General features: G+C 69.4%; 19 protein-coding genes. 15 read left to right on the top strand and 4 right to left on the bottom strand.

Features of this window, described 5'->3' with window-relative positions:
• Positions 1-27 precede the first annotated feature (27 nt).
• Positions 28-1,008 carry an iron-siderophore ABC transporter substrate-binding protein gene (locus ACZ6ZD_RS23405; RefSeq protein ID WP_465675432.1) on the top strand — a complete coding sequence of 327 codons (981 nt, stop codon included), beginning with the start codon at positions 28-30 and terminating at the stop codon, positions 1,006-1,008.
• Here ACZ6ZD_RS23405 and ACZ6ZD_RS23410 read toward each other — a convergent pair.
• A complete protein-coding gene (locus ACZ6ZD_RS23410) occupies positions 988-3,372 on the bottom strand; it encodes a phosphoketolase family protein (RefSeq protein WP_465675434.1) in 2,385 nt (794 codons plus the stop codon). The two genes, ACZ6ZD_RS23405 and ACZ6ZD_RS23410, sit on opposite strands and share 21 nt — an antisense overlap.
• A 114-nt stretch (positions 3,373-3,486) precedes the next feature.
• Between ACZ6ZD_RS23410 and ACZ6ZD_RS23415 the strand changes: the two genes are divergently transcribed.
• The 4 genes from ACZ6ZD_RS23415 to ACZ6ZD_RS23430 all read left to right on the top strand — a co-directional run bounded on the left by ACZ6ZD_RS23415 (position 3,487) and on the right by ACZ6ZD_RS23430 (position 6,310).
• A complete protein-coding gene (locus ACZ6ZD_RS23415) occupies positions 3,487-4,452 on the top strand; it encodes a TIGR03557 family F420-dependent LLM class oxidoreductase (protein WP_465675436.1) in 966 nt (321 codons plus the stop codon).
• An 8-nt stretch (positions 4,453-4,460) separates the two neighbouring features.
• Positions 4,461-4,634, top strand: a complete 174-nt coding sequence (locus ACZ6ZD_RS23420) for a hypothetical protein (RefSeq protein ID WP_465675438.1) — start codon at positions 4,461-4,463, stop codon at positions 4,632-4,634.
• A 121-nt stretch (positions 4,635-4,755) separates the two neighbouring features.
• Positions 4,756-5,457 (top strand): GAF and ANTAR domain-containing protein, encoded by a 702-nt coding sequence (locus ACZ6ZD_RS23425; protein ID WP_465675440.1) that lies wholly within the window; start codon positions 4,756-4,758, stop codon positions 5,455-5,457.
• 133 nt (positions 5,458-5,590) lie between these two features.
• Positions 5,591-6,310 carry a GAF and ANTAR domain-containing protein gene (locus ACZ6ZD_RS23430; RefSeq protein WP_465675442.1) on the top strand — a complete coding sequence of 240 codons (720 nt, stop codon included), beginning with the start codon at positions 5,591-5,593 and terminating at the stop codon, positions 6,308-6,310.
• A gap of 41 nt (positions 6,311-6,351) precedes the next feature.
• On the opposite strand, the gene ACZ6ZD_RS23435 is transcribed toward ACZ6ZD_RS23430, so the two are convergent.
• Together ACZ6ZD_RS23435 and ACZ6ZD_RS23440 are read right to left on the bottom strand one after the other, a co-directional pair.
• Positions 6,352-7,278, bottom strand: coding sequence for a helix-turn-helix transcriptional regulator (locus tag ACZ6ZD_RS23435; protein ID WP_465675444.1), 927 nt, complete (start codon positions 7,276-7,278; stop codon positions 6,352-6,354).
• A gap of 62 nt (positions 7,279-7,340) precedes the next feature.
• Positions 7,341-7,751 (bottom strand): VOC family protein, encoded by a 411-nt coding sequence (locus ACZ6ZD_RS23440; protein WP_465675446.1) that lies wholly within the window; start codon positions 7,749-7,751, stop codon positions 7,341-7,343.
• Between the two features lie 62 nt (positions 7,752-7,813).
• Between ACZ6ZD_RS23440 and ACZ6ZD_RS23445 the strand changes: the two genes are divergently transcribed.
• Together ACZ6ZD_RS23445 and ACZ6ZD_RS23450 are read left to right on the top strand one after the other, a co-directional pair.
• Positions 7,814-8,407: a TetR/AcrR family transcriptional regulator gene (locus ACZ6ZD_RS23445; RefSeq protein ID WP_465675448.1), complete on the top strand. Its 594-nt coding sequence runs from the start codon at positions 7,814-7,816 to the stop codon at positions 8,405-8,407.
• A gap of 25 nt (positions 8,408-8,432) precedes the next feature.
• A complete protein-coding gene (locus tag ACZ6ZD_RS23450) occupies positions 8,433-9,635 on the top strand; it encodes an MFS transporter (RefSeq protein ID WP_465675450.1) in 1,203 nt (400 codons plus the stop codon).
• Here ACZ6ZD_RS23450 and ACZ6ZD_RS23455 read toward each other — a convergent pair.
• The gene (locus ACZ6ZD_RS23455; protein WP_465675452.1) at positions 9,595-10,332 is read right to left on the bottom strand and encodes a lipoate--protein ligase family protein; all 738 of its coding nucleotides are present in this window, start codon (positions 10,330-10,332) and stop codon (positions 9,595-9,597) included. The two genes, ACZ6ZD_RS23450 and ACZ6ZD_RS23455, sit on opposite strands and share 41 nt — an antisense overlap.
• Positions 10,333-10,701: 369 nt before the next feature.
• On the opposite strand from ACZ6ZD_RS23455, the gene ACZ6ZD_RS23460 reads away from it, so the two are divergent.
• The 8 genes from ACZ6ZD_RS23460 to ACZ6ZD_RS23495 are packed head-to-tail and all read left to right on the top strand — an operon-like array spanning position 10,702 to position 22,214.
• The gene (locus tag ACZ6ZD_RS23460; protein WP_465675454.1) at positions 10,702-12,111 is read left to right on the top strand and encodes a family 2B encapsulin nanocompartment shell protein; all 1,410 of its coding nucleotides are present in this window, start codon (positions 10,702-10,704) and stop codon (positions 12,109-12,111) included.
• Positions 12,112-12,114: 3 nt separating this feature from the next.
• Positions 12,115-14,292 carry a terpene synthase family protein gene (locus ACZ6ZD_RS23465; RefSeq protein ID WP_465675455.1) on the top strand — a complete coding sequence of 726 codons (2,178 nt, stop codon included), beginning with the start codon at positions 12,115-12,117 and terminating at the stop codon, positions 14,290-14,292.
• On the top strand, positions 14,289-15,677 hold the full coding sequence (locus ACZ6ZD_RS23470; RefSeq protein WP_465675457.1) for a family 2B encapsulin nanocompartment shell protein: 1,389 nt from the start codon (positions 14,289-14,291) through the stop codon (positions 15,675-15,677). The genes ACZ6ZD_RS23465 and ACZ6ZD_RS23470 overlap by 4 nt, the downstream gene beginning before the upstream one ends.
• Before the next feature lie 10 nt (positions 15,678-15,687).
• Positions 15,688-16,731 carry a family 2 encapsulin nanocompartment cargo protein polyprenyl transferase gene (locus tag ACZ6ZD_RS23475; RefSeq protein ID WP_465675459.1) on the top strand — a complete coding sequence of 348 codons (1,044 nt, stop codon included), beginning with the start codon at positions 15,688-15,690 and terminating at the stop codon, positions 16,729-16,731.
• 12 nt (positions 16,732-16,743) lie between these two features.
• A complete protein-coding gene (gene ispH, locus ACZ6ZD_RS23480) occupies positions 16,744-17,679 on the top strand; it encodes a 4-hydroxy-3-methylbut-2-enyl diphosphate reductase (RefSeq protein ID WP_465675461.1) in 936 nt (311 codons plus the stop codon).
• The gene (locus ACZ6ZD_RS23485; RefSeq protein ID WP_465675463.1) at positions 17,676-18,443 is read left to right on the top strand and encodes a bestrophin-like domain; all 768 of its coding nucleotides are present in this window, start codon (positions 17,676-17,678) and stop codon (positions 18,441-18,443) included. Before ispH ends, ACZ6ZD_RS23485 begins: the two co-directional genes overlap by 4 nt.
• Complete coding sequence (locus ACZ6ZD_RS23490; protein ID WP_465675465.1) at positions 18,436-19,695, top strand: DUF6923 family protein; 1,260 nt, start codon at positions 18,436-18,438, stop codon at positions 19,693-19,695. The genes ACZ6ZD_RS23485 and ACZ6ZD_RS23490 overlap by 8 nt, the downstream gene beginning before the upstream one ends.
• The gene (locus ACZ6ZD_RS23495; protein ID WP_465675467.1) at positions 19,692-22,214 is read left to right on the top strand and encodes an ATP-binding protein; all 2,523 of its coding nucleotides are present in this window, start codon (positions 19,692-19,694) and stop codon (positions 22,212-22,214) included. The genes ACZ6ZD_RS23490 and ACZ6ZD_RS23495 overlap by 4 nt, the downstream gene beginning before the upstream one ends.
• Positions 22,215-22,299: the final 85 nt, after the last annotated feature.

Consider the following 22,299-nt stretch of genomic DNA (forward strand, 5'->3'; position numbering starts at 1 on the left):
TTAGGGTTACCTAACAGAGGGGGTGCGATGCCGTACTTGCAGACGCTGGAACTGGGCGGCGGGATTCCGCGGCGCGGGGTGCTGGCCGGCGGCTTGGCGCTGGGGCTGGCTGCTTGTTCGAAGCCGGTGGCGGATGAGCCGGCGGCTGGGCGGATCGTGGAGCATGCGTTCGGGCGGACGTCGGTGCCGGCAGAGCCGAGGCGGGTGGTGGTGCTGGGCTACACGGATGTGGAGGTGGCGCTGGCGCTCGGTGTCGTGCCGGTGGGCTTCACGGACTTCTTCGGTACCGGGCTGAACGCCTGGGCCCAGCCGTTGGCGGGGACGGCGCAGCCGGTGGGGTTCGAGTTGACGGACGGGATGCCGGTCGAGCGGATCCTGTCGCTCGAGCCGGATCTGATCATCGCGACCGACGCGCTCAAGCAGCCGGATTACGAGAAGCTGGCCGCGGTGGCGCCGACCGTCGGGCCGGCGCGGGCGGACGGCGCCTACGGGACGCCGTGGCGCGATCACACCCGGCGGATGGGCATGATTCTCGGTCGCGAGCAGCGCGCCGCCGAGCTGATCGCGCAGGCCGAACGCCGGTACGCCGAAGCCCGCGCGAAGCACCCGTCGTTCGCGGGGAAGTCGCTCAGCTACATCTGGCCGGCCGCGCCCGACTTCTACCTGTACTTCGCGGTCGACCCGCGCGTGCAGGCCCTGCTCGAGCTCGGCTTCCGGCTCACCCCGATCGCCGAGAAGCTGGCCAAGGAGCACCCGAACGACTTCTACGCCTCGATCGGCAGCGAACGCCTCGCCGACTACGAGGCCGATGTCATCATCGGCCAGTCCTACAGCGACGAGGCCGCCGCCGCGAAACGCAACAAGGTCTTCCAGGCCATCCCCGCCGTCCGCCGTGGCGACCTGATCTGGCTGCCCAAGAAGGTTGCCGACGGCCTCGCGTTCGGCACGATCCTGAGCACGATGGCCGTCCTCGACGACCTGACCACCTCACTGGCCGAGGTCGTCTGACCAGCGCCAGTCGCGGACCTCCGGCAGGTCTTCGCCGTGTTCGCGGACGTACGCGTGATGCCGCGTCCGCTGGTCGGTGAAGTACTGCCGGGTGGTGATGGCGCGGGTTCGGAGGGTGGGGACGCGGTCGATGACGTCGATGGCCAAGTGGTAGCGGTCGAGGTTGTTCTGGACGACCATGTCGAACGGGGTGGTGGTCGTGCCCTCCTCGATGTAGCCGCGGACGTGGAGGTTGTCGTGGCCGTTGCGGCGGTAGGTCAGGCGATGGATCAGCCAGGGGTAGCCGTGGTAGGCGAAGATGATCGGCTTGTCGGTGGTGAACAGCGCGTCGAACTCGGGGTCCGGCAGGCCGTGCGGATGCTCGGACGCACCCTGCAGCCGCATCAGGTCGACGACGTTGACAACCCGGATCCGCAGCTCCGGCAGGTGTTCGCGGAGCAGGCTGACCGCGGCCAGCGTCTCCATCGTCGGGACGTCGCCCGCGCACGCCAGCACGACGTCCGGATCGCCGTCGTCGTTCGAGGCGAAGTCCCAAACGCCGATCCCGCGCGCGCAGTGCAGCGCGGCCGCTTCCCAGCTCAGCCAGCTCGGCTGCGGTTGCTTGCCGGCGACAACGACATTGATCTGGTTCCGGGTCCGCAGGCAATGATCCATCGTGGACAGCAACGTGTTCGTGTCCGGCGGCAGGTAGACCCGGACGACCTCGGCCTTCTTGTTCACCACATGATCGATGAAACCGGGATCCTGGTGCGAGAACCCGTTGTGGTCCTGTCGCCAGACATGTGACGTGAGCAGGTAGTTCAACGACGGGATCGGACGCCGCCAGTCCAGCCGATTGATCGTCTTCAGCCACTTCGCGTGCTGATTCACCATCGAGTCCACGATGTGCACGAAGGCCTCGTACGACGAGAACACCCCGTGCCGCCCAGTTAGCAGATAACCCTCCAGCCACCCTTGGCACAGATGCTCGCTGAGCACCTCCAGCACCCGACCGTCCGGCGCGAGGTGCTCGTCGGTCGGCTTCCGGTCGGCCAGCCAGGCTTTCCCAGTCTCGGCGTACACCGCGTTCAACCGGTTCGACTCCGTCTCGTCCGGCCCGAACAATCGCAAGTTCCGGTATGGCGCGTTCAGCTCGAACGCATCCCGCAGATACGCCCCGAACGCCTTCGTCGGCTCCCCGTCCTCGGCCCCCGGCGACTTCACCGGGACGGCGTAGTCCGCCGCCGCGGGCAGGACCAGATCGCGGGTCAGCAACCCGCCGTTCGCATGCGGTGACGATCCCATCCGCAGGTCATCCCGCGGAACCTGCGCAAGCAGCCGCTCCACCGGCCGCCCGGCTGCGTCGAACAGCTCTTCAGGCCGATAGCTGCGCAGCCACGACTCCAGCTGCCGGCGGTGGTCGTCGTCCGTCCGGACGCCGGACAGCGGCACCTGATGCGACCGCCAGGTGTCCTCGATCTGGTCGCCGTCGACCGTCCGCGGACCGGTCCAGCCCTTCGGCGTCCGCAACACGATCATCGGCCAGTCCGGGCGCGTCGGCGCCGTCGCGACCGAGCGCGCCTCGCGCTGGATCTCGTCGATCCGATCCAGACAGTGGTCGAGTGCCCCCGCCAGCGCCTGATGCACCTCGGCCGGCTCCGAACCTTCAACCAGGTAAGGCTCGTAGCCATACCCGCGGAAGAGCGCGGTCAGCTCCTCGTCGCCGATCCGCGCGAGCAACGTCGGGTTCGCGATCTTGTAGCCGTTCAGATGCAGGATCGGCAGCACCGCGCCGTCCTGCGCCGGGTTCAGGAACTTGTTCGCATGCCAAGAAGTTGCCAACGGCCCCGTTTCGGCTTCGCCGTCCCCCACCACACACGCCACCACGAGCTCCGGATTGTCCGCGGCCGCGCCGTACGCGTGACTCAGCGAATACCCGAGCTCACCGCCCTCGTTGATCGACCCCGGCACATCAGCCGCCACATGGCTCGGAATCCCACCCGGGAACGAGAACTGCTTGAACAACCGCGCCATCCCCGCCGCGTCCCGAGTCGTCGTCGGGTACGCCGCCGTCCAGCTCCCCTCCAACCACGTATTCGCCACCAACGCCGGCCCGCCATGCCCCGGCCCGGTCACATACAACATCGACCGCTCCCGCCGCCGAATCACCCGATTCAAGTGCGCATAAATCAGGTTCAACCCAGGCGTCGTCCCCCAATGCCCCAACAACCGCGGCTTGAGATCCTCCACCCGCAACGGCTCCCGCAACAACGGGTTACCCATCAGATAGATCTGCCCAACCGACAAGTAGTTGGCCGCTCGCCAGTACGCGCCAAGGTCGATCAGCTCCTCGTCCGCCAACGGCCGCGTCTCGATCTGCTGCACAACACTCCTCTCAACGAGCCCGGACCCGGCCGGTGCCCGCTCCCCGGCGTCGTATGCGCATGGATCGGGGGAACGCGGGCACCGGAGGGGGCCCGATGGTGAGTGGAGGACGACGTGAAGATCGGGTACTTCCTGTCGAGTGAGGAGTACACGCCGGCGGAGCTGATCGAGCAGGCGCGGATGGCCGAGGAGGCCGGGTTCGACGGGTTGTGGATCAGTGACCACTTTCATCCGTGGAACGACGAGCAGGGGCAGAGCGCGTTCGTCTGGTCGGTGATCGGGGCGATCTCGCGGGTGTGTGAGTTGCCGGTGACGACGGCGGTCACGTGCCCGACGGTGCGGATCCACCCGGCGGTGATCGCGCAGGCGGCGGCGACGAGCGCCGTCCTGCTGAACGGGCGGTTCCGGCTCGGGATCGGCAGCGGGGAGGCGCTCAACGAGCACATCCTCGGATCGGTCTGGCCGACGGTCGACGTCCGGCTGGAGATGCTCGAAGAGGCGGTGGAGATCATGCGGCGGCTCTGGACGGAGGAGGGGTTCGTCTCCCACCACGGCAAGCACTACACCGTGGACACCGCCCGGATCTACACCCGCCCGGAAGCCCCGCTGCCGATCTACATGTCCGGATTCGGGCCTGAGGCAACCGATGTCGCGGCCCGGATCGCGGACGGGTACATCACCACCAGCCCGGATCGCAAGCTCCTGCAGCGTTTCCGGGACAACGGCGGCGGTGCCAAACCGGCGCAGGGCGGGTTCAAGGTCAGCTACGCGCCGACGGTCGAGGAGGGTGTCGAGCAGGCGCACCGGATCTGGGCGAACGCCGGGCTGCCCGGTGAGCTCGCCCAGGTGCTGCCCTCGCCGCGGCACTTCGAACAGGCCAGCCAGCTGGTAACCAAGGAGGCCACCGCCGAGTCGGTGACCGCCGGGCCCAAGGCCGACGACCACGTCGAGGCGTTCACGCCGTACGTCGAGGCCGGCTTCGACGAGGTGTACGTCGCGAACATGGGTCCGCACACCGTCGACCTGATGAACCTCTACCGCACGGAAGTACTTCCCGAACTCCGACGCAGGCACCCCTAGGAGGAACCATGACCCAGCAGCCGATACCGCCCGTCCCGCCGCTGCCCGATCCGACCGACCCGGATCGCCCGTTCCCGGGCCAGGGCCGGCCGGAGGAGCGGGATCCGGATCTGAACCCGAATCCGGAGCCGATCCCGGCGGATCCCGACGAGGACCCGAACGAGCAGCTCCCCCGCTTCTGAGCGCGCGCCCGCCGCGCCGCCACCCCGCGTGACGGCGCGGCGGAGCCTTGTGAAAAACTGACACTCTGCGTCAGCTCGGGCAATGGGCGGCGACCGTTCAGTCTTGCGGGAGCGTTCACCCTTGCCCACCATCGGCCTCACGTCCGCGCGCGCATTTGCCGAGCTCGTCGGCCGCCTCGCCGATCTGGAGTCGCTCGCCGAGGTCGCCGAGACCGTCTGGTCGGAGGCCGCCGGCCTGATCGGCGGCGGGGCGACCGGTCTCGTCCTCTACGAGCAGCGCCGCTTCCGGATCGCCGGCGCGGACGACGCCGTCCTGGCCGACGCGATCGACCGCCAGCTCGCGGTCGCGGAAGGTCCGGCGCTGGACGCCGCTCGCGGCTCGGCCGCGGTCTTCTGCGCCGATCTCGCCGGCACGCCGTTGTGGCCCCGATGGACGCCGGGCGCGCGTGCCCTCGGCTGGCACAGCTGGCTGAGCCTGCCGCTGATGAGCCGCGACCAGTGGTGCCTCGGCCTCTTGGAGGTCGCCGGACGGACGCCGGACGAAGTCGACCCGACGCGCGTCGAACGGGCTCACGCCCTGGCCTTCCACGTCGCCGTCGCACTCGACGCGGCCCGGATCCGGCAGACGCTGCTGGTCGCCCAGAACGCCCAGGAAGCGGTCGGGCAGGCAGTCGGCATCCTGATGGAACGCTACGACCTGACCGCGGAGCAGTCGATCGGCTTCCTGCGGCGGTACTCACAGGAGCAACACCGAAAACTCCGCGACGTCGCGGCCGAGCTGGTCAGCACCCGCAAGCTTCCCGACCCGACCGGAAGCCGCTGAACGCAATGCACTGTCCGGGAACCGCAGACTTCCGCCGATTACTTCGGATTCCCTTGTCTACAAGGGATACTCGAGACAAGACACTCCTGCAGGGTGGGTGTCCGGCAGTTCGATCCCACCTTTGGAGTATGACGTGTCCGTGATCAGCTCGCCGGCCGACAACTCGGCGTCGCGCTTCGCGCATCTCGCGGTCGAGTTGCACAACCTGACCGGTCTCGAGGAGACCGTCGAGGCCGTCGTCGGGTTCGCGCTGCAGGCGCTGAACTGCTCGTACGCGGGTTTGACTGTCTGGTCGAGCGGGTCCCGCCCCGAGATCGCCGCGGTCACCGACCCGGTGGTCGCCGACGTGTTCGAGCTGCAGATCGGGAGCTCGATCGGCCCGCTGATCAGCACCTTGCAGGACCGGGAGACGGTGCTGATCCGCGACACCCGGACCGATGGTCGCTGGCCGGAGTGGACGGCGAAGGTGTCCGCGCTCGGGGTGCGCAGCGTGCTCGACGTACCGCTGCTGTTCGGCGCCCGGCACGCGACGACCACCGGCGTCCTCGGCCTGTACAGCCCGCAGCCGGATGCTTTCGGCGAGGACGACGAGGCGGTCGCGCACATCCTCGCCCGGCACGCGACGGTCGCGATCGCCACCACCCGGCACGAGGCGAACCTCGCGCAGGCCGTCGACGCCCGCAAGCTGGTCGGCCAGGCGATGGGCATCCTGATGGAGCGGTTCGACATCGACGGCGACCGGGCGTTCGCCGTCCTGCGGCGCTACTCGCAGGACACCAACACCAAGCTGCGGGACGTCGCCCAGCAGCTCATCGACACTCGGCGGCTACCCCACGGCGGTCCGAGGCCCTGAGTGGAGCCGCGCCGCCGACAGGGGAAATGGCGCGGCTCTCCTCAGTTGTGCAACGTCTCGCTCGGCGTCTCGCCGTACGCCTGCCGGTACGCGGCGGCGAACCGGCCGAGATGGTGGAAACCCCAGTGCGCCGCGACCGCCGAGACCGTCAGCTCGGCCGGATCACCGGCCTGCAGCATCGCCCGCGCCTCGGCCAGCCGCAGCTGTCGCAGGTAGCCGAGCGGGCTGATCCCGAGATGCCGCTGGAACGCGCTCTGCACGGCCCGCACCGTCACGCCGGCGGCCTCGGCGATGTCGCCGACGCCGATCGGGGAGTCGACGTTCGACTCCAGGAAGGCGATGGCTCGCCGTACGGTCCGCGACTGCGCGACCTGCCGACCATCGGCGTCCAGGGCCGTGTTGGGGAAGGCCGCCAGCACGCTCGACGCGAGCAGCTGCTCGACCGATGCCAGCAGCAGCCGCGACGTCTGCAACGTCGGGTTCGGCAGGACGTCGTCGCCCAGGTAGCTGATCGTCCGCGCCAGCTGCTGACCGGCCGCCACCGACCGCGGCCGATGGTCGAGCAACCGAACCGGCGCCACCACGCTCGCCGCCCGGGTCAGCAACGCCGGATCGAACATCGTGATGCTGTACCGCGAGTTGTCGATCCGCCCGGCATACGGACGATCCGGCGGCGCGAACGACACCACGTCGCCCGGCCCGAACGCGTCCTGCCAGCCGTCGGTCACATGATCGCGGACGGCGCCGTCCTCGACCACGCACAGGCAGATCTTGCCCAGCGGGTTCGCGTCGTAGCGCATCTCGAACCCGATCTCGAGCCGGTCGACCGTGATCGACCCGGCCGCCTCACGCTCGATCCGCGCCCTGATCTCCTCGCCAGGACTACCGATCCGCATCTTTGTGTAGGCCTGGTTCAGGAACGCCTCGGTCGACTCCAGATCCCGGCTCTCGAACTTCAGGGATTCCACGCACAACCCCCACCACACACCGCAACGAACCGACCACTTGTCTGAGCCGGGGCGCTTCCATGCTAGCTGCCCGCAGCCGGCTCGATCAGCTCCAGCAGATTCCCCTCCGGATCCTTGAGATAGGCGAAGCGGGCCCCAGGACGGGCCGCCGGCGCCGGCGGCGAGACCTCGGTGGCGCCGGCGGCGCGCAGGTGGGCGTGTGCGGCGTCCAGGTCGGGGACGGCGAGGGCCCAGTGGAAGTAGCCCTGGACGGCGGCGCCGTCGTACGGGTCGGCGAACTCCTGCGGGGCCGAGCCGCCGCGCTCGATGAGCTCGAGCTTCAGCCCGCCGGGACTGCGCAGAATCGCGGTCCGCACCTGCGCTTCGGGCAGGTCGAGCTCCTCCTCGACCTCGGTCAGCCCGAGGGCCCGGGCGTAGAAATCCCGCTGGTTGTCGAGGTCGGCGACGGAGAGGCCGACGTGGTCGAAAGTCATGTTAATGGTATTCACATCTACCGATCGTACACGGTGAAGTTAGTGTTGTTAACATCGTCGCCATGACTCCTCGGGCCGGGTACCACCACGGCGATCTGCGGAACGCTCTCGAGCAGGCCGCGCTGGAGCTGGTGGCGGAGCGGGGGCCGCAGGGGTTCAGCCTGGCGGAGGCGAGCCGGCGAGCGGGTGTGAGCGCCGCGGCGCCGTTCCGGCACTTCGCGAACAAGGAGGCGTTGCTGGCGGCGCTGGCTCTGCGGTCGTACGAGGAGCAGCGGGAGCGGTTCGCGCGGGCGGTGAGCGGGGCGGCTGATCCGACTGAGCAGTTGGCGAGGTTCGCTTCGGCGTACGTCGGGTTCGCGGTCGAGCGGCAGGCGTTGTTCGACGTCACCTTTGGCGCGGGGTTGGTGAAGCGGGAGCATGCGGGCTTGGAAGAGGCGGGTCAGCGGGTGCTCGACGTCCTGCGGGAGCCTGCGGAGCGGCTGCGGGACGATCCGGCGGCGGCGCTCGAGCTGATCCACACGATTGCCGCGACCGCCCATGGGTTCGCGGCATTTCTGCGTGAAGGTGTGCTCACGGAGCGCGTACGCGCGGAAGTGAGCGTTGCGGCGGCGGCGCGGGTTCTTGCTCACTTGCCGGATCAGCGCTTGCCGAGTTGACCCGGCGGGGGTTCGATGGGCGCTTGTGAAGCAAACCGAGGAGCAGGACGGCGTCTCGTACCGGACCTTCGTCTGGCTGGCGGTGGCACTGTTCTCGACCGGGATCGACGGGTACGTGCTGGCGGGGTTGTTGCCGGCGATCGCGGGTGACCTGCGGGTCAGCGAGGCCGCGGCCGGGCAGTTGATGTCGGTGTTCGCGCTGACCGCGGCGGTTGCCGCGCCCGTGCTCGGGACGGCGACCAGCCGCTGGGAGCGGCGCCGGACGATCGCCGTCTCGCTGGCCGTCTTCGTCGTCGGCAATCTGATCGTCGGCTTCGCGCCGAACTACGCGACCGCGATCGGCGGCCGGGTGGTGGCGGCGCTGGGCGGGTGCCTGCTGAACGCGGCCGTCACCGGGTACGTGATCGCTTTGACGCCGATCCGGCATCGGGGGAAGGCGCTGTCGTTCGTCCTCGGCGGGTGGATGACGGCGACGGCGCTCGGCGTCCCGGTGGGGCTGGTGATCGGGCAGTCGAGCTGGCGCCTCCCGATGCTCCTGGTCGCGGTCGTCGGCACGATCGCGTTGGTGGGGATTCTGCTCCGGCTTCCGCATCTGCAGCTGCCGGCGGGCACGCTGGCCGATCGGCTGCGGCCGCTCAAGCAGCCGCGGCTGCTCGCCGGGCTGCTGATCACGGTCGGCATCCTGTGCAGCAGCTACACCTGCTTCACCTACGCGACGCTGATCTTCGGGCCGCTGTTCCCGGCCGAGTGGGCGATGATCCTGCTGCTCTTCGGCTACGGGCTGGCCAGCATGCTCGGGAACGCCGTGACCGGGCGCCTGACCGACCGCTTCACGCCGCTGCGGGTGCTGACCGTCGTGCTGGCCGGGCTGCTGCTCAACTCGATCCTCGGCGGGATCGCGCTCGAATGGGCGCCGTTCGCGCTGGCCGCGGTCGGCGGGGTGCTCTGGTTCTTCGCCGCGGGTGTGGGCAACGGCGGCGCCGCCGTCCCGCAGCAGGCTCGGCTCGGCGCGCTCGCGCCCGAGTCGGCGGCGATCGTGATGGCGCTGAACGGGAGCGCGATCTCGCTCGGCGCGGCCCTGGGCGGCGGGCTCGGCGGCATCACGCTGGCGGCCGGCGGCTCACCGCACGCGCTGCTCGCCGTGGCCGCCGTCGTCCTCGCGCTCACGCTCGCCCTGCACGTCGCGGTCATGCGCGGTGGTCAGGCGCCAGCTCCCGAGCGATCGTGAGCGTCGCGTCGTCCAGGACGGCGGGCTCCAGCACCGCGGATCGCGCGTACGCCGCGAGCAGCCGCTTCTCGACGCCGTCCGCCGTCCCGCCCTCGGTCGTCACCGAACCCACCGTCGCCGGATCGAAGGGCAACTCCAGCAGCCGGTAGATCTCCGTGAGCAACGGCCGTAACACGTCGTCGTCCCCCAGGACGACGAGCGCACTGAACAGCCACCCGTTCCGGATCACCCGCTGCCCCGTCCCGACCAGCTTCACCGCGCCCCGGGCGTTGATGCTGTGCGGCCCCGGGCAGTACTCCCCCGGCACCTCGCCGACCCGCGCGTCGATACCCGCCCCGCGCAGCACCCCGGCGTACAACTCACCGTAATACTCGAACCGCGCCTGCATCCTCTCCGGCGCCAGCTCCTCGTACCGCACGTGATCAACCACCAGCGCCGCCGGCGTATAAGCCACCGGCCGCCCGCCGACCGCCCGGATCAACGGCACGAACCCAGCCGCCCGAGCCGCCCGAACGGCGTCCGGGAACCCCCGCAGCCTCGTGTCCCGCCGTCCGAACACCACCACCGGCGCCGCCGGCCGATAAACCCGCAACGCCTCCCCCGCCCCACCCTCCGAAACCCGCCGAACCAACGCATGCGCCGCCGCCAACTCCAGCGCCTCATCACCCTGCCCAACCGCCCCGGAGTACAAATACACACCCAAATGCTCCCACGCCTGCAGAGTGGGTTCGGTCGGGGTGGGTGGGAATTTCGTCGGGGTGGGGTGGGGATTGTCTCGGGGTTCGGAAAGGTCTGTAAGAAGTTGCCGACGGTTACGTCTTGACGTTGGTGGTCAGCACCTGATTACTGTTAGTGAGTAAGCCGACGGGGTCGGGGACTGCGGATCTGGGGACCGCGAAGTGCCCGTATGCCACCCGCTGCGGCGCATTTCTTCCATTCGACAGCTGAATACGCGCTGTGCCGCGGCTTTGTCATGCCTTGGCGCGGTGTGTGGCTCCCAGCTGCGCAGACCACGTCCGCGTGGTGCTGACGCATGCCCGCATTTCGACTCGAACGGTGGTGCTCGATGACCCTGACCGAACCTGATGTGAGCGCGAACGGCCAGTCCCAGCTCAGCCTGGGGACGGCCGCGGCCCGGAACCTGGCCACGACCACGAAGTCCGAGCCGCAGATGCAGGGCATCACCTCGCGGTGGCTGCTCAAGCTGCTGCCCTGGGTGGAGGCCAAGGGCGGCGCCTACCGGGTGAACCGGCGGCTCAGCTACGCCGTCGGGGACGGCCGGGTCACGTTCACCACCTCCGGCGCGGAGGTCCGGGTCATCCCGCAGGAGCTCTGCGAGCTGGGCATGTTGCGCAGTTACGACGACGTCGAGGTGCTGAGCGCACTCGCCGACCGGTTCGTGCAGCGCGAGTTCCAGCCCGGTGACGTGATCGTGGAACGCGGCCACGCGGCCGACCAGGTCTGCCTGATCGCCCACGGCAAGCTGAACAAGATCGGCGTCGGCAAGTACGGCGACGAGACCGTCCTGGAGACCCTCGTCGACGGCGACCACTTCACCTACAAGGCGATCCTGGAGTCCGACGACACCTGGGACTTCACCGTCAAGGCGCTCACCCCGGGCACGCTGCTCTCCCTGTCCCAGCAGGCCTTCGAGGAGCTGATCGGCCAGTCCGACAGCCTCCGCGCGCATATCGAGAACTTCCGGAACAGCCCCGAGGCCGCCAAGAACGAGTTCGGCGAGGCCGCGATCGAGCTGGCCGCCGGGCACGCCGGCGAGTCCGACCTGCCCGGGACGTACGTCGACTACGAGACGAGCCCGCGCGAGTACGAGCTCAGCGTCGCGCAGACCGTGCTCCGGGTGCACAGCCGGGTCGCGGACCTCTACAACCACCCGATGGACCAGACCGAACAGCAGTTGCGGCTCACCATCCAGGCCCTGCGCGAACGCCAGGAGCACGAGATGATCAACAACCGCGAGTTCGGCCTGCTGCACAACGCCGATCTGAGTATGCGGATCCCGACCCGCAGCGGCCCGCCCACGCCCGGCGACCTGGACGAGCTGCTCAGCCTGGTCTGGAAGGAGCCGGCCTTCTTCCTCGCGCACCCGCGCACGATCGCCGCGTTCGGCCGCGAATGCACCAGGGCCGGCATCTACCCGGACGCCGTGGACGTCGGCGGCCACCGCCTGCCCGCGTGGCGCGGCGTCCCGATCTTCCCGTGCAACAAACTGGGCGTCAGCGAGACGCGGACCAGCTCGATCCTGCTGATGCGCACCGGCGAGGAGAGCCAGGGCGTGATCGGCCTGCACCAGACCGGCCTGCCGGACGAGTACGAGCCGGGCCTGTCGGTGCGGTTCATGAACATCAGCGAGAAGGCGATCATCAACTACCTGGTCAGCGCCTACTACTCGGCCGCCGTCCTGGTCCCCGACGCGTTAGGTGTGCTCGAAGGCGTGGAGATCGGTCGCGAGGGCTGAGCCATGGCCGAGCAGCCCTACGAGCTGCCCGACTTCTATGTGCCGTATCCCGCCAGGATCAATCCGCACCTGGAGGGAGCCCGGGCACACAGCAAGTCCTGGGCCTACGAGTTCGACATGATCGACGTCCCGCAGGAGGGGCGCCACGTCTGGGACGAGCACGACTTCGACTCCCACGACTACGCCCTGCTGTGCGCCTACACCCACCCCGACGCGACCGGTCCGCAGCTGGATCTGGTCACCGACTGGTACGTCTGGGTCTTCTACTTCGACGACCACTTCCTCGAGCTGTACAAGAAGACCCGGGACATCCCGGCCGCCAAGGCCTACCTCGACCGGCTGCCGTTGTTCATGCCGGCCGCAGGTGAGATCACCGAGATTCCGCAGAACCCGGTCGAGCGCGGGCTCGTCGATCTGTGGAACCGGACCATCCCGTCGATGTCGGCGGACTGGCGGCGGCGGTTCCGGCTGACCACCGAGGCGCTGCTCGCCGAGTCGCTGTGGGAGTTGTCGAACATCAGCAGCGGCCGGATCGCGAACCCGATCGAGTACGTCGAGATGCGGCGCAAGGTCGGCGGCGCGCCCTGGTCGGCGAACCTGGTCGAGTACGTGACCGCCGAGGTGCCGGCCGAGATCGCCGAGACCCGGGCCATGCACGTGCTCAGCGACACGTTCTCGGACGCGATCCACATGCGCAACGACCTGTTCTCCTACCAGCGCGAGGTCGAGGTCGAGGGTGAGGTGAACAACGCCGTCCTGGTGATGGAGACCTTCTTCGGTTGCCCGACGCAACGAGCCGCGGACCTGGTCAACGACATCCTCACCTCGCGGTTGCACCAGTTCGAGAACACGGCCGTCGTCGAGGTGCCGGCGCTGGTCGCCGAGCACCAGGCCGATCCGGCCGCGGTCCTGCACTACGTGAAAGGCCTGCAGGACTGGCAGTCCGGCGGCCACGAGTGGCATCTGCGGTCGAGCCGTTACATGAACAAAGGCGGTAAGGCGGCGTCGTCCGCCGGGCTGGGGACGTCGGCGTTCAAGATCGTCTCGTCGCTGATCAACACGGCGCCGTACCGGACGCGGAGTCACAGCTTCACGCCGTACCAGCCGGTGGGGCCGACGACGCTGCCCGACTTCTACATGCCGTTCACCGCCAAACGCAGTCCGCATCTGGACAGCGCCCGGTTCGCCATCCTGGAGTGGGGTGCGCGGACGGGGATCTCCGATGGGACGATCTGGGACGCGCGGATGCTGGAGGCGTTCGACCTGCCGCTGTGCGCGTCCGGGATCTTCCCGAACGCCTCGGCCGATCAGCTGGAGCTGGCGAGCGAGTGGCTGGCCTGGGGCACCTACGCCGACGACTACTACCCACAGGTGTTCGGCCAGCGGAGGGACCTGGCCGGAGCCAAGGCTACGACAGCGCGGCTGTCGGCGCTGATGCCGCTGGATCTGAACGGTCCACCGCCGGTCGGTCCGCTGGAGGTCTCGCTCGCCGACCTCTGGGAGCGCACCGCCGGGCCGATGGCGCCGGACAACCGGCTGGCCTTCCGGCAGGCCGTCGACACGATGACCGAGAGCTGGCTGTGGGAGCTCGCCAACCAGGCGCAGAACCGGATCCCGGATCCGGTCGACTACATCGAGATGCGGCGCCGGACGTTCGGCTCCGATCTGACGATGAGCCTGTGCCGGATCGGTCACGACCGGCGGATCCCGGCCGAGGTCTACCGGTCCCGCCCGGTGCAGGCGATGGAGAACGCGGCCGCCGACTACGCCTGCCTGATGAACGACGTTTTCTCGTACCACAAGGAGATGCAGTACGACGGCGACTTCCACAACGGCGTGGCGGTCGTACAGAACTTCCTGGCCGTCGGCAGGGAGCAGGCCGTTGCCGTGGTCAACGATCTGATGACGGCCCGGATGCAGGAGTTCGAGCGGGTCACCGCGACCGACCTGCCCACGATGGTGACGGACTTCGGCCTGGACGACGACGTCCGGCAGGCCGTCCTCGGGTACGCCGAAGAGCTGCGCAACTGGATGTCGGGGATTCTCGTCTGGCACCAGGGCTGTCACCGCTACGAAGCCTCGGCCCTGCCGCATCGGCTGGGCCGGCCGCACCGGGTCGGCATCCCGACCGGGCTCGGCACCTCCGCCTTCCGACTGCCTAGAAAGGCGGGTGTGGCATGACAGTCGCAGACCAGGAGAACGCACAGCTCAGTCTCGGGACGGCGGCTGCCCGGCAGCTGTCCAGCACGACCAAGTCCGTTCCGCAGATGCAGGGCATCAGCCCGCGCTGGCTGCTCCGGCAGCTGCCGTGGGTGGAGACCAAGGGTGCGACGTTCCGGGTGAACCGGCGGACGACGTACTCGGTCGGCGACGGCCGGCTGAGCTTCTCAGTGACCGGCTCGGACGTCCGGGTCATTCCGGCCGAGCTGACCGAGCTGCCGCCGCTGCGCGGGTTCGTCGACGAAGACGTGCTCAACGCCTTGGCTGATCGCTTCCGGCGCGAGGAGGTCGCGCCGGGCGAAGTGATCGTCGAGTTCGGCAGCCGGGTGGACGACGTCGTCCTGATCGCCCACGGCAAGGTCGGCAAGACCGGCATCGGCGAGTACGGCGCCGGCACCGACCTCGGCACTGTCGCGGACGGCGACCACCTCGGGTCGCAGCTGATGACAGAGCCACCTGAGAACCTCTGGGAGTACACGGCGAAGGCTCTGACCACCTGTGTGGTTCTGAAGCTCAGCCGGGAGGACTTCGCCCAGCTGGTCGATCGCTCCGAGTCTCTGCGCAGGCACCTCGACGAGTATCGGCAGCGGCCGCAGCGCGCGCAGAACAAGAACGGCGAGGCCGCCATCGACGTGGCCTCCGGTCACGCCGGTGAGTCCGACCTGCCCGGTACGTACGTCGACTACGACCCGGCTCCGCGGGAGTACGAGCTCAGCGTCGCGCAGACCATCCTGCGGGTGCAGACACGGGTAGCGGATCTCTACAACGACCCGATGGATCAGACCGAACAGCAGCTCCGGCTGACCATCGAGGCGCTGAAGGAACGGCAGGAGTGGGAGCTGCTGAACAACCGCGAGTTCGGTCTGCTGCACAACGCGGACTACCAGCAGTGCATCTACACCCGGACCGGACCGCCGACACCGGACGACTTCGACGAGCTGCTCACCCGGCGGCGCAAACCACGGCTCCTGCTCGCCCATCCGCGCGCCATCGCGGCGTTCGGCCGGGAGTGCACCAAACGCCGGATCTATCCGGAAACGACGGTGGTCGACGGGCGGACCGTGCACGCGTGGCGCGGCGTCCCGCTGCTGCCGTCGAACAAGATCCCGATCTCGGCGAACAACACGACGTCCGTCCTGGTCCTGCGCACCGGCGCCGACGACGAGGGCGTCGTCGGGCTGCGGCAGACCGGTCTGCCCGATGAGTACGAACCAGGTCTGAACGTCCGATTTCTGGGCATCAGTGAGAAGGCGGTCATCTCCTACCTGGTCAGCACGTACTACTCGGTCGCGGTTCTCGTCCCGGACGCGCTCGGTGTCCTGGAAAACGTCGAGCTCGGTGGATGAGGAGCATGAGATGTCAACACTCCAGGAGACCAGTCAGGGTGACCGATCGGCGGCCGAGGTGCTCGCGTGGAGTCGCGAGCAGGTCGAGCCGGCACTGCGCGCCGCGGTAGCGTCACTCCCCCCGGCCACCCGGCGGATCGCCGACTACCACTTCGGCTGGGCCGACGAGGAGGGCCGTCCGGCGCAGGCCGACGGCGGCAAGGCCATCCGGCCCGCGCTGGCGTTGCTGGCCGCACAGGCGGTCGGCGGTACGACGGAGGCGGCGTTACCGGCCGCAGTCGCCGTGGAGCTGGTGCACAACTTCTCTCTGCTGCACGACGACGTCATGGACTGCGACACCGCCCGAAGACACCGGGCGACCGCGTGGACCGTGTTCGGGCTCGGTCCGGCGATTCTGGCCGGGGATGCGTTGCTGGGCTTGGCTTTCGACGTGCTGGTCGCCAGTGGGCATCCAGCGCGTGGCGAAGCGGCGCGAATGCTCGGTGCGGCCGTGCAGGAGCTGGTCGACGGCCAGCTGGCCGATGCGCAGTTCGAGACCCGGGACGACGTCGTCCCGGCGGAGTGTGTGCGGATGGCGCAGCTGAAGACCGGTGCGCTGCTGGGTTGCTGTACTGCGCTCGGTGCGCTGCTCGGTGGCGGTCGGCCAGACCAGGTCGACGCGCTCCGGCTGTACGGCGAGGACTTGGGGCTCGCCTATCAGTACGTCGATGACCTCCTCGGCATCTGGGGGACGCCGTCGGTCACCGGCAAGCCGGTCTACTCCGACCTGACCCGCCGGAAGAAGTCGTTGCCGGTGGTCGCCGCACTCGCATCGGGCACGCCCGCCGGTCGGGAGCTCGCATTGCTGTACGGGCAGCGCGATGAGCTGTCGGAGACCGATCTGGTCCGGGCGGCCGCGCTGGTGGACAGGGCGGGCGGCCGGGCGACCAGTCAGGCACAGGCGGACGCACTGCTGGCCGCCGCGCTGGGAGAGCTGACCATTGCCGGCGCGATCGCACCGGCTGCAACCGAGCTCGAGAGGCTGGCCCGGCTGGCCACACATCGCGATCACTGAGGGGGGATCCTGATGACGACCCGAACCATCCTGCTCGCGTCGCCCCGGTCGTTCTGCGCCGGGGTCGAACGCGCAGTGGACATCGTCGAGCGCCTGCTCGCAGCACGTTCCGGACCGATCTATGTGCGGAAGCAGATCGTCCACAACACCAGAGTGGTCGAGGACCTGCGCGAACGCGGCGCAGTGTTCGTCGAGGAGCTCGACGAGGTGCCCGAGGGCGCCACCGTCGTGTTCTCCGCGCACGGGGTCGCGCCGGTCGTCCATCGGGACGCCGCGCAGCGCGGGCTCGACGTCGTCGACGCCACCTGTCCACTGGTCACCAAGGTGCACGTCGAGGCCCGGCGGTACGCCGCGCGCGGCGACACCGTCGTACTGATCGGACATGCCGGGCACGAGGAGGTGGAAGGAACACTCGGCGAAGCACCCGACCAGAGCGTACTGGTCGAAACGCTCGCCGACGTGGAGTCGCTGGTGGTGCCGGACCCGGAGCGGGTCTCGTACCTGACCCAGACCACGCTCGCGGTGGACGAGACCACCGCGCTGATCGACGCCCTGCGCAACAAGTTCCCGGGTGCGCGGGGCCCGGACACCGCCGACATCTGTTACGCGACGACGAATCGGCAGTCCGCGCTGTCCGTGATCGCCGAGCAGGCCGACCTCGTCCTGGTGGTCGGCTCGACCAACTCGTCGAACTCGGTCCGCCTGGTCGAGCTGGCCGAGCGGATCGGTACGACGGCGTACCTGGTCGACTCGGCGTCCGACGTCCCGGAGGCGTGGCTCGACGGCGTCCGCGTCGTCGGGCTGACCGCGGGGGCATCCGCGCCACCGGAGCTGGTGGCCGACGTGATCGACCGGATCGCGTCGTTCGGGCCGGTCGAGGTCATTGAGCACGAGGTCACCCGGGAGACCGTCCGATTCACGCTACCGCCGGCGGTGAGGCACGTATGAGTCTGTTCGTCACTGGATTGCTTTGGGTGGTCGGCACGATGGCCGTCACCGCGGTGCTGGCCGTCATCCTGCGCAAATGGCGCCAGCACAGCGGCCGGGAGGCCAACAACGAGGTGGCCGGCCAGGTCTTCACTGTGGTCGGCGGCGTCAATGTGGTGATCGCTGCGTTCGTCCTGATCTCGCTGTTCGACGGGATGGACTCGGCCGACAAGACGACGTACGACGAGGCGAACGCGCTGGTCGCGGTGCGCTGGGCCGGGAACGTGCTTCCCGAGCCCAGCCGGACCGAGGTGCAGACGCTGACTCGCGACTACGCGACCGAGGTCGCGGAGCGCGAGTGGCCGGCGATGCGGGAGGGCCGTGCGGTCGGCAACACCGGCTGGACGCTGCTGAGTGAGCTGCAGCAGACGATCGAGCAGTCGAAGACCATCACGCAGCGGCAGGCGGACAGCCGGGCTGAGGCCGCTACGCAGGTCTGGAACGTCTACCAGGCTCGGCAAGAGCGTCTGAACTCCAGCGGGAGCGGCGTCAGCGGAGTGGTCTGGTTCGCGATCCTGATCGGCAGTGTGATGTCGGTAGCGCTGATGTTCATGTTCGGCGGGCCAGGGCTCTACTCGTACGCGTTCATCGTGTCGATGCTGGCCGGTGCGATCGGTCTGCTGCTGTTCGCGATCTACCAGCTGCAGAACCCGTTCAGTGGCGGTGCGGACGTCGGCCCGGACGCGTTCCTGTCCGCGCTGACGCGATTGGGCGACAGTGGGTGAGGTACGCCGGGCGCTCGCCGGCGTGGCCGTGGTCGGCGCGACCGCGGCCGCCGGCGTCCTGTTCGTGGCCCAGCCGTCGGTGGCGGCTGCGGAGTGCTCGATCTTCGACTTCCGGTCCACGCACTACTCGTCGCTGTCCCGGCTGGTCCGCGTCGACCTGCCGTCCGGGGCGTCGACCGATTTGGGCCGGTTGAACTACCAGATCCAGGCCGCCGGGTACTCCAGCCGGCAGGACCTCGTGTACGGCGTTGCGACCCGCGATCGCAACGGCTGGCTGCTGCGGCGGCCACGGCTGGTGACCGTGGACCGCCGGGGCAGTGTGGTCGACCTCGGTCAGCTGCGCGAGGGCGTCGGCGGGCTGGCCGATCCGATCGGCGGCACCGTGTTCGGCTCGCGCTTCTACGTCCGCGACCACCACCGGCTCTACACGATCAACATCGACCCGGACAGTTCGTCGTACCGGAAGGTGGTCGCGGTGGTCCGGCTGAAACCGGTGCCGGTGGGGTTGTCGGTCGACGACTTCGGCGCGTCCCCGGTCAGCGGCACGCTGTACGGCGTTGCGACGTACGGGCACACGGCCAAGGTGGTCAGCCTCGACCCGTCGAGTGGCGCGGTGCGAGTTGTCGCCTCGGTGCCTGGTGTGCCCTGGCAGGACTCGTACACCTCGGTCGTGGTCAGCGCATCGACCATCTATGCGGTGCACACCGGCCACGGCCGGCCGAGCCGGGCGTACCGGATCGGCTTCGACGGCTCCTCGAGCCAGATCGGCTCCTGGCCGGCGATCGCCGGTAGCGAGGCCGCGGGCTGTCTGAGCCGAGCGCTTCCGCCGCCGACGCCAACCCCCACGCCGACTCCGCGACCGCCAACACCCACACCGACACCACGTCCGACGCTGACGCCGACTCCGCGGCCACCGGCGACCACACCGCGCCCACCGGCGCCCAGACCCACTCCGACCCCGACGCCTACTCGGACACCGGTCCGGACGCCGACACCTACCCCAACACCCACGCCGCCGGCCGAGCAGGTGGTGCTGCCACCTGAGGAGACCCCGACGCCGACTCCGACACCCGTTCCACCAGCACCCGAACCGCCACCGAAGGAGTTCGTCGCAGCGCAGCAAGCAGCAGCCGAACAAGAGCCCGCCAGTCGCGCCGTGCAGACGATGCGCCGCTGGTCGCTCGCCACAGTGATCCTGATCCTCTCCGGCGGCGCTGCAATGGCCGCCCAACGACGAATGCGTCGCCCATGAACGCTACTTGTACCGAAGCCCGCCGCGACCGTGAACTCAACACCCTGGAAACCGCGCTCTCCCGACGCTCCGGCCTGATCCTCGTGGTCGGCGAGTCCGGTGTGGGCAAGAGCCACCTGCTGCGCCAGGCAGCCGCCAGACACCCAGTCCCCTGGTTCTTCACCCAGTGCCTGCCGTCCGGCGCCACACCGCTGGCCGCACTGCTCGAAGTCCTCGGAGTCGATCCCCGCACGGCCGACCGGCGTACTGCGGTCCTGAAAGGGCTCAATGGACTGCACCCGATCGTGCTGGCCATCGAAGACCTGCAGTGGGCCGACCCGGAGACGCTGCGGCTGGTCCGCTTCATCGCAGCGCGGATGCCGGCCGGCGTGCACATCGTGGTGACCTGCCGACCGGAGGTCGGTGAGCTCGGGCTGCTGACCGAGCGGCTGACCGAGGTCCGGCTCGCACCGCTCGACGCAGCTGAGGTGCAGGCAGTAGCCGCACGACACCTCGGTGGCCGGGTCCTGCCGATTGCGCTGGCCGAGGAGCTGACTCGGCACAGCGGCGGGCTGCCGTTCGCCGTGCTGGAGTTCCTCCGGGCCGTTCGGCCCGGTCCGACGATTGAAACCGACGTACGCCGCGCACTGGTGGAAACCCAACCCCCAGTGGCGTTGCGGGCCGCGTTGGGGATTCGGATGCGCGAAGTCCCGGAGTCATGTCGACATGTCGTTCGGGCGGCCGCAGTGCTGACGACCGCGGCGCCGGAGTACCTGCTCGGTACGGTGTCCGGGCTGACTGGGCCGACGCTGACCGCAGCGATCGACCACGCGCTGACCACCGGCCTGCTGCAGGAGCAGCGGCCCGGGCTGTACGACCACCGACATACGCTGGCCCGCCGGGCCGTGCTGACCATGCTGCCGCCGGACGAGCTCCGTCGGCTGCACCGCCAGGCCGCAAGGGCGCTCACGTCGATCACACCGCCGCCGCACGCCCGGATCGCCGAGCACGCGCGCCGCGGCGGACTGATCGGCACCTGGCTCACCCACGCCGAGCTGGCCGCCGACCATGCGGTTGCCACCGGCAACCTTTTGACCGCGGCCGAGCAGCTCACGGCGATGCTCGACGTCAAGGCGCTCCCCTGGTCGGACCGGGCGCGGCTCGCGACCAAGCTCGGTCGCGCCGCGCTGGCGGACAGCGAGTCCTGGGATGACGCGATCGTCGTCCTGAGCGGGGTGCTGGCGGAGTCCGACATCCCCGGGGTGACGCGCGGCCGGCTGCGGCTGATGCTCGGGCTGCTGCTGCACGAGCGGTCCGGCGACATCCGGTCCGGGCGGCACGAGCTGTCGGCGGCAATTCACGAGCTGGACGGCGATCCCGGGGCGATCGCCTGGGCGTTGACCGCGCTCGCGGTACCGACGTACGGCGGCGAAGCCCTGTCCCAGCAGCGGCTCTGGCTACGGCAGGCGCGATCGTTCGCGTACGAGACCGTCGATCCGGGACCGCGCGTCGCGGTTCGGACGAATGAGGCGCGCTTCCGGCTCGCATTGGGTGAGCCAGACCAGGTGGCGGGTGCGGAGGCGGCCAGCGCACGGACGTGGCTCGGCCAGCGACAGTCCTTCGGGGACGTCGGCAGTGGCCGTTACCAGCGGGCAGTTGCGGCAGCTGCGCAGGTCCGCGTGGCGTTTGCGGCCGCAGACTGGGCGACGCTGGAGGAGCGGTTGCTGCGCGCCCGCGCCCTGGCGGCCGGGCTACCACTGGTGGTCGCCGAGCTCGATCTGATCGACGGCCGCCATCGCCTCGCCCGTGGCGATGTTGCCGCCGGCAAGGCGATCCTGGAGTCAGTGATCGCCCGGACGGCGCTCGGTCCGTTCCAGGTTCACGCCGCAGCGGTTGCAGCGTGTCCGGATGCGAGCTGGGCCAAGTGTCTGGACGTCGTCCGCCGGAAATCGCTGTGGGCCGGCTGCAGCGACCTCGTCGTGACGGCTTGTACGTCGCTGGTGCAGACCGGCCGTTGGGAGGAGGCAGCACAGCTGGCCGACGAGTTCGCCGAAGGTGTGGCGGATCTGAACGCTCCCGCGGCCGCTGCGGCGGCGACACTGGTCGAGGCCGTCGTACGGCCGGAGCTCCCGATCTTCGGCCAGGCGTCCGCGCAGTACGGCGCGCTGGGCTGGAAGTACTACGAATGCGTCGCACGGGAGCAGTTCGGGCGGTACTTGCTGTCCCAAGGGGATGCGGAAGTGCTGAGAACCACTGCGCGCGCGTACGACGCACTCGGTGCCCGCGGGGACGGCGAGCGCTGCCGGAGCGTGCTGCGTGCGGCCGGCTTCACAGCGCCTCGCAAGCGTGGGCGGCGCGGTTACAACAACAAGTTGTCACCGCGCGAGCTGGAGGTCGCCCGGCTGGCGGCACAGGGGCTCACCAACCGCGAGATCGCCGGCCGGCTGAAGCTGTCCGTGAGCACGATCGAGGACCACATCACCAGCACCTTCCGGAAGCTCGGAGTGGCCCGGCGCAGCGCGCTGGGACCGTTGCTCTGAGCCACATGTCCGGACAAACTTCGCCGTCCGGGTGTGAGATCCGCGGAAACGGGTATCGGCGGGGGCGGAAGGCAACGACCACCAT

The sequence above is a fragment of the Kribbella sp. NPDC104218 genome (assembly GCF_055584105.1).